Raw genomic sequence first — 12,415 nt, 5'->3', positions numbered from 1 at the left:
CAGGTAATCTGTTACTGATTGTACTTGAAAAATCGGGTTGCGAAACGTTTGCATTCGCCTTGCGCTTTTTTTCTGCAAGAGAGTGCAAAGTGCTCTTGTCTTCTGCTGGAGTATTGCGTAGAATTCGCGCCCTATTGTGAATATTTATCGCGCCGCCTGATGAACAAGAAAGGCACGCGCAGAAGCGGAGTTTTATATGTACGCGGTTTTCCAAAGTGGTGGTAAACAACACCGAGTAAGCGAAGGTCAGACCGTTCGCCTGGAAAAGCTGGACATCGCAACCGGTGAAACCATTGAGTTTGACCAGGTTCTGATGATCGCAAATGGCGAAGACGTGAAAATCGGCGCGCCACTGGTTTCAGGCGGTGTGATCAAGGCAGAAGTTGTGGCTCACGGTCGTGGCGAGAAAATTAAAATCGTTAAGTTTCGTCGTCGTAAACACTACCGTAAGCAAGCTGGTCACCGTCAGTGGTTCACAGATGTGAAAATCACTGTGATCGGCGCGTAAGAGGAGATCTGACAAATGGCACATAAGAAGGCTGGTGGCTCGACCCGTAACGGTCGCGACTCCAACGCAAAACGTCTGGGTGTAAAACGTTTCGGTGGCGAATCTGTTCTGGCAGGTAGCATCATCGTTCGTCAGCGTGGCACCAAATTCCACGCAGGTAGCAACGTAGGTTGTGGTCGTGACCACACCCTGTTTGCCACCGCAGACGGCAAAGTAAAATTCGAGATTAAAGGCCCGAACAACCGTAAATATATCAGCATCGTTGCTGAGTAAGGTTGTCGTGCTGCAGACGTCTAACGTCTGAATACACGAATGAAAGGCCCCGCAGCTTTGCGGGGCTTTTTACATTCTGCTACTGAGCTTGCTGGATAACAGTTACGCTTTAGCACAGTTGTTGTACAATTTATGTACTCCTGGCTTTGCCAATCTTGTATTATCCGCCGTCGGTCAGCGCAGAAGACCCTGGCGGACCCGTTTGCGGCCTGCAAGCTGCCGTGAACGACAGCGTGACGGAGAAATAAAATGAAGTTTGTAGATGAAGCGACGATCCTTGCGGTCGCGGGTGATGGCGGCAACGGCTGCGTAAGCTTCCGCCGTGAAAAATATATTCCAAGAGGCGGCCCTGATGGCGGCGACGGCGGCGACGGCGGCGACGTGTATCTGTTGGCGGATGAAAACCTCAACACCCTGATCGATTATCGCTTTGAAAAGTCTTTCCGTGCCGAACGTGGCCAGAATGGCCAAAGCCGTGATTGCACCGGTAAACGTGGTAAAGACATCATCGTTAAAGTGCCAGTTGGTACCCGCGTCATTGATCAGGGTACAGGCGAAACGCTGGGCGACATGACGCGTCATGAGCAGAAGCTGATGGTGGCGAAGGGCGGCTGGCATGGCCTTGGCAACACGCGCTTTAAATCCTCGGTTAACCGTTCCCCGCGTCAAAAAACCATGGGAACACCGGGCGAGAAGCGTGACCTGCAACTGGAACTGATGCTGCTGGCTGACGTTGGTATGCTGGGTCTGCCGAATGCCGGTAAATCGACCTTTATTCGCTCGGTTTCCGCGGCGAAACCAAAAGTTGCGGATTATCCGTTTACCACGCTGGTGCCAAGCCTTGGCGTAGTCCGCATGGACAACGAAAAGAGCTTTGTTGTCGCTGATATTCCTGGCCTGATTGAAGGCGCAGCGGATGGCGCAGGTCTGGGTATTCGCTTCCTGAAGCACCTTGAGCGTTGTCGTGTGCTGTTGCACCTGATCGATCTTGCCCCTATCGATGAATCTGATCCGGTCGAAAATGCCCGCATCATTCTCGGCGAGTTGGAGAAATACAGCGATAAACTTTTCCAGAAGCCGCGTTGGTTAGTGTTCAACAAATGTGACCTGTTGAGCCGCGAAGAAGCGGAAAGCCGTGCCAAAGCGGTAGTGGAAGCATTAGGCTGGGAAGAAAAATATTACCTAATCTCTGCGGCTAGCCATGATGGCGTGAAAGATCTTTGCTGGGATGTGATGAGCTTTATCATCGAAAATCCAAAAGAAGCCGAAGAAGAAGCTAAAGAGCCAGAGAAAGTGGCCTTCATGTGGGATGATTATCATCGTGAAGCCATGGAAACTGCGCAGGAAGTGGAAGAAGACGATGATTGGGATGACGACTGGGACGAAGAAGACGACGAAGGCGTCGAAATCATTTACCAGCGTTAATCGCACAAAAAAGCGGCCAGAAGGCCGCTTTTTTTATGTCTTAACCCAGCACCGCCACCGTCAATCTCGATGTGCAGCACAGCTGATCGCGGGCATTACGAATCTCGATCTGCCAGCTTTGATTACGCGCACCAAGGTGTAGCGGGCGACAAATGCCGCGCACTTCACCGCTGCTCACCGCGCGATGGTGGCTAGCACTCACCTCAATGCCCACCACGCTTTTGCCTTCTTCGATGCTGAGATACCCGGCGATCGATCCCATCGACTCCGCCAGCACCACCGAAGCACCGCCGTGCAGCAGGCCAAACGGCTGCTGCGTGCGGGCATCCACCGGCATGGTGGCTTCGAGGTAATCTTCGCCGATAGTGGTAAACACAATACCAAGGTGTGCCACCAGCGAGTTCTCACCCATCTTATTCAGCGTTTCAAGATCGACCGATCGTTTCCAGATTGCCATCACTTAGGATCCTAGCGTTGCGCCACCGTCGACCACAATATCCTGCAGTACTACGTGGCTGGCAAGATCCGAAGCGAGGAACATCACGTTCGCGACGATCTCCTGCGGTTTCGCGATCTTGCGCAGCGGGATCCCCAGCTTGTACTGATCTGGGAAACCATTAATCATCTCCTGCTCGGCTTCTGGCGTATGCCACAGGCTGCGTTGCATATCGGTATCGGTGGAACCTGGCGAGACGATATTGCAGCGCACGCCGTAAGGTGCCATTTCCAAACCCACGGTCAGACACAAGCTGCGCAGTGCGGCCTTGGAAGCGCCATAAGCGGACATACCAAGACGTGGCGCATGTGCGGCATTAGACGCGATGGTGACAATCGCGCCCGCCCGCTGCTGGCGAAACACCGGCAAGGTTTGCTGGAACATGTTGAACGCGCCGCCGGCATTCACCGCCAGACACGCTTGCCAATCTTCGAACGACAGTTCATCGGTGCTGCCAATACGCAGGATGCCGGCACCGTTCACCAGCACATCGAGACGTGGCTGGTCAGCCAGCAAACGCTGACAAACCGCTTTCACCTCGGCGGCATTCGCTACATCCAGCACCTGCGTGGCGAACGGATAATCGGTTTGATCAAATCGCAGATCGAAGCCAATAACCTGCGCACCTGCCTGATGGAAGCTCAGCGCGGTGTGATAACCAATCCCTTTGCCCGCGCCGGTCACCCAGACAATCTTTCCGCTAAAATCGAACGTCGCACTCATTTAGTCGGCACCCTTGATAACAGCGCCCACCAGCCATCGATGGTCGGATTTTTTGCCAGACTGACGAAGTCGATATCGCTGTGCACCTGACGCCAGCGCGCCGCCAGCGCCATTACGCGTACCGAATCCAGACCGTAATCGATCAGGTTCTCGTCATCTGCTGGCACATCGTCATCTTCCAGCAGCGGCAGAATCAGCGCGCGCAGATCGTCTTTGCTCAACGGCAGCGGCATCAGATCGGCGGTCATCACCACTTTACCGCTGCGACCTGCGGTGTAAGTCAGCGCCATCATGTGTTCTTCGCGCGTGAAGTCAGCCAGCGCATCCGCCACCATAAACGGCTGGATGTTACGCATAAAGGCGTCAGTCGCGGTGGTCAGGCAGCCGATATGCGCGTACACGCCGGTGATGATCAGCTGATCGCGGCCCATCTCCTGTAGGATCGATTCCAGTGGTGAGCGCACGAAGGCGCTGTAACGCCATTTGGTCAGTACCTGATCGTCCTGATCCGGTGCCAGCGCATCAACGATCTTCTGCTGATCGGGATGTTTGTTCAGGCCCGGTCCCCACATGTCGTTAAGCAGCGCGCGATCGGCATCGCTCTGCTCGTTCGGCTGAGCGGTATAGAACACCGGAATGCCCTGCGCTTTGCAGTAAGCGCGCAGGCGAGCGATGTTTTCCACCACCTGATTAACCAGCGGGCTGTTTTCGCCCCAGAAATTGAGGAAATAAGCCTGCATATCGTGAATCAGCAGCGCGGCGCGCTGAGGTTCAACCGCCCACTTCACTTTATTGGTTGGCAGTTCAGTCGCTGCAGGCAGCGCGTAAGAGTTCAGTTTTGGAATAGCCATTACAATCTCCGGAACAGGTCAGGCTTGCGCTTGTTGATCGGCAAGCTGTTGGCGTAAACGTTTTTTATCCACCTTGCCGACAGGCGTCAGCGGCAGGGCATCTACGCAGGTAATACGGTCAGGTAATTTGAACTCGGCCACGCCCAATTCGCGTAGGTGACGACGCAGCGCCACTGCTTTGATCGGTTGGCTGGCGACAATAAAGGCGCAGCTCTTTTCACCCATCAGTTCGTCGTTCATTGACACCAGCGCAGCGTGGATCACATCTGGATGGCGCTGTAGCAGGTTTTCGATCTCTTCCGCGGCGATCTTCTCGCCACCGCGATTGATCTGATCCTTTTCGCGCCCTTGCACGGTGATGTAGCCCTGCGCGTCGATCTCAATCAGATCGCCCGAGCAGTAAAATCCGTTGGCATCGAAGCTGGCAGCGTTATGTTCCGGGCTCTTGTAGTAGCCACGGAAGGTATAGGGTCCGCGCGTCATCAGGCGACCGATGGTGCCGGTTGGCAGCGCATTACCGTGCTCATCGGCGACCCACACTTCATCATCTTCAGAGATCGGGCGGCCTTGCGTGGTGAGAATAATTTTCTCATCGTCGCCAAAGCGAGTGTAGTTCACCAGACCTTCGGCCATGCCGAACACCTGTTGCAGCTGACAGCCGATTTCGCGCTGAATACGTGCCGCCAGGGTTTCGCCCAGTTTGGCGCCGCCCACCTGGATACGCTGCAGCGAGGCCAGCTGTTTATTGCTGCCCCATTCCTGAATCGCCTGTAACCACAAACTCACCGCTGGCGGCACCAAACCGGTATCGGTGACCTGATGCTTCTCGATCAGCGGGAAACAGAGCGTGGCGCTGGGATCGGCGGCCAGAATCACCTGACCACCGGCATAAAATACGCCGAGCGAGCCCGGTGAGCTCATAGCGAAGTTATGCGGTGCGGGCAGGGCGATGAGATAGCGCGTATCGGCGGTCACGTGGCAAATCTCATCACTGGCGCGAATGCTGTAGTAATAGTCGTTGTGGGTGCGCGGAATCAGCTTCGGCGTGCCGGTGCTGCCGCCAGAGAGCTGGAAAAACGCCACTTCATCGGCGGCGGTTGGCGTGGCGACGAAATCACCCGCAGCTTCCGCCATCAAGGATTCCAGCGTGTTTTCCGGCTGGTTGTCGTTGCGCAGAATCACCTGCTGCAGTGAAGGTTGCGCATCGCATAGCGCGCTGATAAAGCTATCGTCAGCAAACAGCGCGTGAGTGCGATCGGCAATCAGCAGCTTAGGTTCGATCTGCGCCGCATAGGCGCTCAGCTCGGTACGCTGATGGCTGAACAGGGCGAATACCGACGCCACGCCGAGCTTAAACAGCGCAAATACCGTGACATAAAAATCAGCCACATTGCCAAGCTGCACCAGCGCCGTATCACCGTTTTGCAGACCACGACGCTGCAGCGCGGCGGCCAGATTGCTGCTCAGCACATCCATTTCGCGATAGCTGATTTGACGATCGCCATCAATCACCGCGATGGAATCGTTGTGCTGATGACGCGCCAGAATGTCGGTCATCGGCACATCCAGCCAGTAACCTTTTTCGCGGTAGCGCGCAGCCAGATCGTCCGGCCAGCGAGTATAGGGAATGCTCATGCTCTTTCCTTTATTGCAGTCCAAAGGCGCGCAACATGGTGTCCAGCTTCACGCCGGTTTCACGCCACTCTGATTCGGGTTGGGAGTCGGCGACAATGCCCGCGCCAGCAAACAGGCGCACGCGCGTACCCTGCACGGTGCCGCAGCGGATGGTGACGACCCATTCGCCGTTGCCTTGGCTATCGCACCAGCCGACGATGCCGCCAAACAGTTGGCGATCAAAAGGCTCCAGCTGCTGAATGAGCTGCTGCGCGCGCTGATGCGGGAAGCCGCTCAACGCTGGCGTTGGATGCAGCAGGCAAGCCAGCGACAGCGCATTTTCGCGCTCATCCTGCACTTCACCGTCAATTTGCGTGGCGAGATGCCACAAAGTGGCGGTGGTGATCAGCGATGGAATGGTTGGAACCGACAGCAAACGGCTGCGCGGCTGCAAGGTGTCGCGCATCGCATCGGTCACCAGTTTGTGCTCATGACGATCTTTACCGGAATCCATCAGCGTATCGCCTGCAGCACGATCCTGTTGGGCATCGTCGTGATTGCGCCGCGCCGAACCCGCCAGCGGACAAGAGCTAAAATCGCGCCCCTGTTTGCGCAGCATCAGCTCCGGACTGGCGCCAATCAGCGCACCGCCTTGCGGCAGCGGCAGATGGAAATGGTAGCTGTTGGGGTTCTGCGCAATCACGCGCTGCATCAGTGCGGCGGTATCAACCGGCTGTTCGGTGACGATATCCATCAGACGCGACAGCACCACTTTATCCAGATCGCCGCGCTGCGTGGCCGCCACCGCATCGGCCACCATGGTGGTAAACACGTCGTGGTCCGGTATCGCTGCGCGGCGACGCACCTGCGGCAGATCGCTGACGTTTTGCGGCAGCGCGTTTTGCAGGTCGGCGCGGTTAAACGTCTGATAGGTCTCAGGAATAAACAGCGCAGCCGGCTGGCTGACGTCAAACGGGATCGCACCGACCAGAATCGGATTGTCGATGCCCTGTTTTTTCGCCGTCGCAAAATGCTGACGCAGCTGTTGTTGGAAATCACCGTCCAGCGACGCGGCATCTGCTACCGGCGCGGTAATGGTGGTATAGCATCCTTGCGTTGCCAAACTACGCCACGGCGAGGTAAAGAGGAAACCACGGCTTAGCGCGGAATAATCCTTCAGCCAGGCATTTTCAAACGTGGAAGATTCCACCATAATTTTCACCTATAAATGATAAGATTATTAAGAATGATTATCATTTTTATTATGGGCCTGTAACCTACGTCGATTGGGCAAAGGTGTCAATCCATTCGCGGGATTTCAGCTGCGTTTAAACGTAATCAGGCGCTGACGCTAAGCAGGGCAATATGCTAAAAAGTGGACCAAAACTTATGAATAAATGCGGTTTTTGGGGCATTGCAGCCCTTATATGTGTTTTCCAGACTTTCACCAGCATCGCCCATGCCGAACAAGGTTGGCCGCGCACCGTGCAGGGCGCCAACGGATCGATCATCCTCAATCACGCGCCGCAGCGCATTGTATCGACCAGCGTCACGCTAACTGGCTCGCTGCTGGCTATTGATGCGCCAATCATCGCATCCGGCGCGACCGCGCCGAACAGTCGCCTGGCTGACGATCAGGGTTTCTTCCGTCAGTGGAGCGATGTTGCCAAAAAGCAGCATCTTCAACGTCTGTACATCGGTGAACCGAATGCCGAAGCGGTTGCTGCGCAAGCGCCGGATCTGATCATCGTCAGCGCTACCGGCAACGATTCTGCCATCAAGCTCGCCGAACAATTCTCGGCTATTGCACCGACGTTGGTGGTCAATTACGACGACAAAAGCTGGCAGGATGTTGTGACGCTGTTAGGCAAGGCCTCCGGTCACGAAGCGCAGGCGGCGCAGCGCATTAAAGCTTTCGACGATCGCGAAGCAGCGCTTAAAAAAGCCATCACGCTGCCACCGCAGCCGGTTTCCGCTATGGTGTGGAATGGCGGCGGGCGCGCGGTCAATCTGTGGACCGCAGCCTCGGCGCAGGGCAAGCTGCTGGAACAACTTGGCTTTACCCTGGCAGCGCCACCGGCGACGGTTGAGCAGGGGCACAGCATGGGACAACGCAAAGACATCATTCAGCTATCGGGCGAAAGCGTTGCCAGCGGCCTGACTGGGAAAACTTTCCTGCTGTTTGCCGCTGACGATAAAACCACCCAGTCGGTGCTAGGCAATCCGTTCCTCGCGCAAAACGCTGCCGTGCAGAACAAGCAGGTGTACGAGCTGGGCGTCGATTCGTTCCGTCTCGATTACTACAGCGCCAGCAATCTGCTGGCGCGTCTGGAAAAGCTGTTCGTTAAATCATGATGCCTGTTCCGCCAGCTCTGGCGCTGGCGGATGGTAACGACGTAAACGGCCCATCACCAACCACATCAATATGCCCAGCAGCGCCGCCGCAAAGCCAAACACGGCGGCGGCCTGCGGTGGCAGCAACCATGAACCCATCGCACCAATCACCGCCGCACCAATCGCATCGCCGGTCACGTTCTGCGCGGTCCACAAGCCGTTGATACGGCCTAACAGATGATCCGGCGTTAATGCCTGAATCATCGCGTACTGCACCAGGCTGTTGATGGCGCTGAAGTAACCGAAGGCGACTAAACAGGCTAATGCCAGCGGCAGGTTCGGCATCAGACTAAACAAACCCAGCGCGATAAACGCCGCAATCGCGCTGCCGAGCACCAGCTGTCCGGGACGCGCGGCGTGTTTAAGCTTACCGCTAGTGAATGCGCCGATCGCCGCTCCGAGCGGTACGGCGGCGTACATCAGGCCAAGCTGGTCCGCGCTTACGGACCAATGCGGCGCGAGGGATGGATAGAGCACGCGCACCGCGCTGGCCAGCGTCACTAATGCGCCAATCAGCGCCACCATGCCGACAATCGGGCTGGCGAAAAGAAACTGCACGCCCGCGGCGAGGGATTTCAGCGGATGTTCACGCGGCTGCGGCGGAGGCGGCAAGGTCGGCAACTTCAGCAGCGTTAACACGGTAAGCAAAGTGCCGAAGGCGGCGAGGGCGTAGTTCCAGGTTACGCCGCCATGCGCAATCACCAGACCGGCAATCGCCGGCGATAAAATCGAGCCGAAGCGCACCGTCAACATGGTGATCGCGCCCGCCTGCATAATGTTTTCCCTGCCGACCAGCGCGGGCGTCGCCGCCAGCAGCGCGGTCACGCCAATCGCGCCGAAAAAGCCATCCCAGAAACCGAGCAGATAAACCGCAATTAAAGAGGGTTCTGGCAGCGCGGCGTTGATAGCCAGCGCGATAAAACCTAAGCCGCAGGTGGATCGGGCAAACAGAATCAGCTTTTTGCGTTCATGGCGATCCGCCAATACGCCGCCGGTGAGCAGGCCGATAAACATGCCCGCAGCGGCCAGCGTCACCGCCAATCCCACCAGCAGCGGTGAATTTGTCATGTGCTGGATCTGCACCGGCACCGCCACGGCGAGCATGCCGAGTGCGACAATCGAGATAAAACGCGCGATAAACACCGCGCGAAAAGCCGGATGGGTTTTCAGCAGTGAGAGATCGATAAAGTGGGAAGATTTGTTCATGTGTTCGCCTTATTGCACCAATTTTCCTCATCGTCCGCGAGGCGAGTCATGGTAACATAGCTAAACGCGAGTAATAACGATAACCATTATCAAGTTACATCGCGCATGCGACGACGTTGAACAGTGAAGGTTTAGAACGCTATGCGCCAGATTCGTGCATTAGCAGGCTCAGGGATTCTGCTCTTGCTCCTCATCGCGCTCAGCTTAATGCTGGGGGCAAAATCAATACCGCTTCCCGATGTTTATCATTCGCTTACCACCTCCTGTAACAGCGCGGAGTGCGTCATTGTGCGTGACGCGCGCCTGCCCCGTACGCTGGCCGGTTTGCTGGCGGGCGTGGCGCTCGGCCTCGCCGGTGCATTAATGCAGAGCCTGACGCGTAATCCGCTGGCCGATCCCGGCATTCTTGGCGTTAACGCCGGAGCCGGTTTCGCGGTAGTAATTGGCATTGCGCTGTTCGGTGCTGACTCGCCGGTAGATTGGCTCGGCTTCGCCTTTGGCGGCGCGCTGTTGGCTTCCGTGCTGGTGGCGATGACCGGCGCGATTGGCGGCGGGCGCGTCAATCCGGTGCGTCTGACGCTGGCCGGCGTGGCACTGGGCGCGGTGCTGGATGGATTAACTTCTGGCCTGTCGCTGCTCAATCCTGACATCTACGATCATCTGCGCTTCTGGCACAGTGGTTCGCTGGATATTCGCAACTTCTCCACGCTGCGCACGCTGTTCCCGGCGGTGCTGATCGGCAGCATGGTGGCCATTGCGCTGTCGCAGGCGCTAAACAGTTTGAGTATGGGCGGCGACATGGCGACCGCGCTCGGTACGCGAGTGGCGCGCACCCAACTGCTTGGCCTATTGGCGATTGCGCTGCTGTGCGGCGCAGCCACAGCGGCGGTCGGCCCGATAGCCTTTGTTGGTTTGATGACGCCGCACTTTGCCCGCTGGCTGGTGGGTAACGATCACCGCTGGATGCTGCCCGCGACCGCGCTGGTCACGCCGATTCTGCTGCTCGCCGCCGATATTCTTGGCCGCCTGCTGGTGGCGGGCGAGCTGCGGGTTTCCATCGTTACGGCGATGCTCGGTGCGCCGATGCTGATTGTGCTGGTGCGCCGTAAATTGGGCCGGGGTGCAATATGACGCGTCGTCTCTGGCTTCATACGCTTTGGCTGCTGTGCGCCTGCGCTCTGCTGGCCTGGCTGGCGATGACGCGCGGCGCATTGCAGATCAGCAGTGAACAGATCTGGCAAATTCTGCTCGGGCAGGGCGCCAGCAACGTCAAGCTGATCGTGCTGGAGTGGCGCTTGCCGCGCGTGCTGATGGCGCTGTTGATTGGTGCGGCGTTAGGCATCAGCGGCGCGATTTTCCAGTCGCTGCTGCGCAATCCGCTCGGCAGCCCGGACATTCTTGGCTTCAACACCGGCGCTTACAGCGGCGTGCTGGTAGCGCTGGTGCTGTTCAATCAAAGCATCACGGCGATGACTGGCGCAGCCTTGATTGGCGGCATCGCCACGGCGGCGCTGGTCTATCTGTTTGCCTGGCGCAACGGCGTGGAAACCTTCCGGCTAATAATCGTCGGCATCAGCGTGCGTGCGCTGCTAATGGCGTTGAATTCATGGCTGATTATCAGTGCCTCGCTGGAGTCGGCGTTGAGTGCGGGCTTGTGGAGCGCCGGATCGCTCAACGGCATTACCTGGGCGAAAACGCCGCCGGTGATTGCGGTGCTGCTGCTGGCGTTACTGCTGATGGCGCTGCTGGCGCGGCGGATGAGTTTGCTGGAGATGGGCGATGATACCGCCTGCGCGCTCGGTGTGCCGGTGGAGCGCAGCCGCATGTGGCTGATGCTGATTGGCGTGGTGCTTACGGCGGCGTCTACCGCGCTGGTCGGGCCGATTTCGTTTGTCGCGCTGCTGGCACCGCAGATCGCCCGTCGTCTCGGCGGCGGCGTCAAAGGTGCCTTGCCGCTGGCGGCGTTGTGCGGCGCGCTGCTGCTGATAGCCGCAGATTTCGCCGCACAGCATCTGTTCCTGCCTTATCAATTACCGGTTGGCGTGATAACCGTCATCCTCGGTGGACTTTATCTGATTGCTTTACTGGTGCGGGAGGCGCGACGCCAATGACCGAGATCCCTTCACGTCTGCGCGGCGATAGCCTGACGCTGGGCTACGACAAAAAGGTGGTGGCAGAGAATCTGTCGGTGGCGATTCCGCAAGGTGAGCTGACGGTGATTATCGGCCCCAACGCCTGCGGCAAATCGACGCTGCTGCGTACGCTGAGTCGCCTGCATACGCCGCTGAAAGGTGAGGTGTTGCTGGATGGCGCGGCCATTGCCAGCTATCCCACTAAAGAGGTGGCGCGGCGTCTGGGCCTGCTGCCGCAAAGTTCCAACGCGCCAGCGGGCATTAGCGTCACCGAGCTGGTGGCGCGCGGACGCTATCCGCATCAGGCGCTGTTTGGGCGCTGGCGTGCGGAAGATGAAGCGGCGGTGCAGAACGCGATGCGCGCCACCGGCGTGGCCGATTTGGCGCAGCAGTCGGTGGATACGTTATCAGGCGGTCAGCGCCAGCGCGTGTGGATTGCCATGGTTTTGGCGCAGGAAACGCCATTACTGCTGCTGGATGAACCGACCACCTGGCTGGATATCACCCATCAAATTGAGCTGCTGGAATTGATGCAGGATCTTAATCAGCAGCATGGTCGTACGCTGGTAGTGGTGCTGCACGATCTCAATCACGCTTGTCGCTATGCCACGCATTTGATAGCGATGCGTTACGGCAAGATCGTTGCCGAAGGGAAGCCGTCGGAGATCGTCACGCCCGAGTTGATCGAGCAGGTGTACGGTTTGCGCTGCGTGATTGTGGAAGACCCGGTGGCGCATACGCCGATGATAGTGCCGCTGGGGCGCGGGAGTAATTGAGGAGGTCGCCATGAATG

General features: G+C 57.6%; 13 protein-coding genes. 7 read left to right on the top strand and 6 right to left on the bottom strand.

Features of this window, described 5'->3' with window-relative positions:
- Positions 1 to 196 precede the first annotated feature (196 nt).
- From rplU to cgtA, 3 genes are all read left to right on the top strand, one after another.
- A complete protein-coding gene (gene rplU / locus FHW71_RS12360; protein ID WP_007886644.1) occupies positions 197 to 508 on the top strand; it encodes a 50S ribosomal protein L21 in 312 nt (103 codons plus the stop codon).
- Between the two features lie 15 nt (positions 509 to 523).
- A complete protein-coding gene (gene rpmA / locus FHW71_RS12355; protein WP_007886647.1) occupies positions 524 to 781 on the top strand; it encodes a 50S ribosomal protein L27 in 258 nt (85 codons plus the stop codon).
- Between the two features lie 249 nt (positions 782 to 1,030).
- Positions 1,031 to 2,206, top strand: coding sequence for an Obg family GTPase CgtA (gene cgtA, locus FHW71_RS12350; RefSeq protein ID WP_008104343.1), 1,176 nt, complete (start codon positions 1,031 to 1,033; stop codon positions 2,204 to 2,206).
- A gap of 40 nt (positions 2,207 to 2,246) precedes the next feature.
- Here cgtA and FHW71_RS12345 read toward each other — a convergent pair whose 3' ends face one another.
- From FHW71_RS12345 to FHW71_RS12325, 5 genes are read right to left on the bottom strand one after another with little or no spacing between them, the layout of a single operon-like run.
- A complete protein-coding gene (locus tag FHW71_RS12345) occupies positions 2,247 to 2,663 on the bottom strand; it encodes a hotdog fold thioesterase (protein ID WP_179451889.1) in 417 nt (138 codons plus the stop codon).
- Between the two features lie 3 nt (positions 2,664 to 2,666).
- Positions 2,667 to 3,425 carry a 2,3-dihydro-2,3-dihydroxybenzoate dehydrogenase gene (gene dhbA, locus FHW71_RS12340; protein ID WP_179451890.1) on the bottom strand — a complete coding sequence of 253 codons (759 nt, stop codon included), beginning with the start codon at positions 3,423 to 3,425 and terminating at the stop codon, positions 2,667 to 2,669.
- Positions 3,422 to 4,276, bottom strand: a complete 855-nt coding sequence (locus tag FHW71_RS12335) for an isochorismatase (RefSeq protein WP_091003749.1) — start codon at positions 4,274 to 4,276, stop codon at positions 3,422 to 3,424. The genes dhbA and FHW71_RS12335 overlap by 4 nt, the downstream gene beginning before the upstream one ends.
- 18 nt (positions 4,277 to 4,294) lie before the next feature.
- Positions 4,295 to 5,911: a (2,3-dihydroxybenzoyl)adenylate synthase gene (locus FHW71_RS12330; RefSeq protein ID WP_179451891.1), complete on the bottom strand. Its 1,617-nt coding sequence runs from the start codon at positions 5,909 to 5,911 to the stop codon at positions 4,295 to 4,297.
- 10 nt (positions 5,912 to 5,921) lie between these two features.
- The gene (locus tag FHW71_RS12325) at positions 5,922 to 7,103 is read right to left on the bottom strand and encodes an isochorismate synthase (RefSeq protein WP_154181736.1); all 1,182 of its coding nucleotides are present in this window, start codon (positions 7,101 to 7,103) and stop codon (positions 5,922 to 5,924) included.
- A gap of 176 nt (positions 7,104 to 7,279) precedes the next feature.
- Here FHW71_RS12325 and fepB point away from each other — a divergent pair, with 176 nt between their 5' ends.
- Positions 7,280 to 8,245 (top strand): Fe2+-enterobactin ABC transporter substrate-binding protein, encoded by a 966-nt coding sequence (gene fepB / locus FHW71_RS12320; protein WP_179451892.1) that lies wholly within the window; start codon positions 7,280 to 7,282, stop codon positions 8,243 to 8,245.
- Here fepB and entS read toward each other — a convergent pair.
- Positions 8,240 to 9,490 (bottom strand): enterobactin transporter EntS, encoded by a 1,251-nt coding sequence (gene entS, locus FHW71_RS12315; protein ID WP_061718256.1) that lies wholly within the window; start codon positions 9,488 to 9,490, stop codon positions 8,240 to 8,242. The genes fepB and entS overlap by 6 nt on opposite strands.
- Positions 9,491 to 9,631: 141 nt before the next feature.
- Here entS and fepD point away from each other — a divergent pair, with 141 nt between their 5' ends.
- Genes fepD through FHW71_RS12300 form a run of 3 tightly spaced genes read left to right on the top strand, consistent with a single transcriptional unit; the run spans position 9,632 to position 12,398 of the window.
- Positions 9,632 to 10,621: a Fe(3+)-siderophore ABC transporter permease gene (fepD, locus tag FHW71_RS12310; RefSeq protein WP_179451893.1), complete on the top strand. Its 990-nt coding sequence runs from the start codon at positions 9,632 to 9,634 to the stop codon at positions 10,619 to 10,621.
- On the top strand, positions 10,618 to 11,601 hold the full coding sequence (gene fepG / locus FHW71_RS12305; protein WP_179451894.1) for an iron-enterobactin ABC transporter permease: 984 nt from the start codon (positions 10,618 to 10,620) through the stop codon (positions 11,599 to 11,601). Before fepD ends, fepG begins: the two co-directional genes overlap by 4 nt.
- Complete coding sequence (locus tag FHW71_RS12300; protein WP_179451895.1) at positions 11,598 to 12,398, top strand: ATP-binding cassette domain-containing protein; 801 nt, start codon at positions 11,598 to 11,600, stop codon at positions 12,396 to 12,398. Before fepG ends, FHW71_RS12300 begins: the two co-directional genes overlap by 4 nt.
- Positions 12,399 to 12,415 lie beyond the last annotated feature (17 nt).

It is taken from the genome of Enterobacter sp. Sphag1F, from assembly GCF_014193275.1.
Classification (GTDB): Bacteria; Pseudomonadota; Gammaproteobacteria; order Enterobacterales; family Enterobacteriaceae; genus Pantoea; species Pantoea symbiotica.
The sequence above is the reverse complement of the archived record's forward strand: the minus strand, read 5'-3'. Positions and strand labels throughout refer to the sequence as shown.

What these genes read in the sequence shown, in the direction of transcription:
- rplU (WP_007886644.1), top strand. Translation starts at nt 197, where the DNA reads ATGTACGCGGTTTTCCAAAGTGGTGGTAAACAACACCGAGTAAGCGAA.
- rpmA (WP_007886647.1), top strand. Translation starts at nt 524, where the DNA reads ATGGCACATAAGAAGGCTGGTGGCTCGACCCGTAACGGTCGCGACTCC.
- cgtA (WP_008104343.1), top strand. Translation starts at nt 1,031, where the DNA reads ATGAAGTTTGTAGATGAAGCGACGATCCTTGCGGTCGCGGGTGATGGC.
- FHW71_RS12345 (WP_179451889.1), bottom strand. Translation starts at nt 2,663, where the DNA reads ATGGCAATCTGGAAACGATCGGTCGATCTTGAAACGCTGAATAAGATG.
- dhbA (WP_179451890.1), bottom strand. Translation starts at nt 3,425, where the DNA reads ATGAGTGCGACGTTCGATTTTAGCGGAAAGATTGTCTGGGTGACCGGC.
- FHW71_RS12335 (WP_091003749.1), bottom strand. Translation starts at nt 4,276, where the DNA reads ATGGCTATTCCAAAACTGAACTCTTACGCGCTGCCTGCAGCGACTGAA.
- FHW71_RS12330 (WP_179451891.1), bottom strand. Translation starts at nt 5,911, where the DNA reads ATGAGCATTCCCTATACTCGCTGGCCGGACGATCTGGCTGCGCGCTAC.
- FHW71_RS12325 (WP_154181736.1), bottom strand. Translation starts at nt 7,103, where the DNA reads ATGGTGGAATCTTCCACGTTTGAAAATGCCTGGCTGAAGGATTATTCC.
- fepB (WP_179451892.1), top strand. Translation starts at nt 7,280, where the DNA reads ATGAATAAATGCGGTTTTTGGGGCATTGCAGCCCTTATATGTGTTTTC.
- entS (WP_061718256.1), bottom strand. Translation starts at nt 9,490, where the DNA reads ATGAACAAATCTTCCCACTTTATCGATCTCTCACTGCTGAAAACCCAT.
- fepD (WP_179451893.1), top strand. Translation starts at nt 9,632, where the DNA reads ATGCGCCAGATTCGTGCATTAGCAGGCTCAGGGATTCTGCTCTTGCTC.
- fepG (WP_179451894.1), top strand. Translation starts at nt 10,618, where the DNA reads ATGACGCGTCGTCTCTGGCTTCATACGCTTTGGCTGCTGTGCGCCTGC.
- FHW71_RS12300 (WP_179451895.1), top strand. Translation starts at nt 11,598, where the DNA reads ATGACCGAGATCCCTTCACGTCTGCGCGGCGATAGCCTGACGCTGGGC.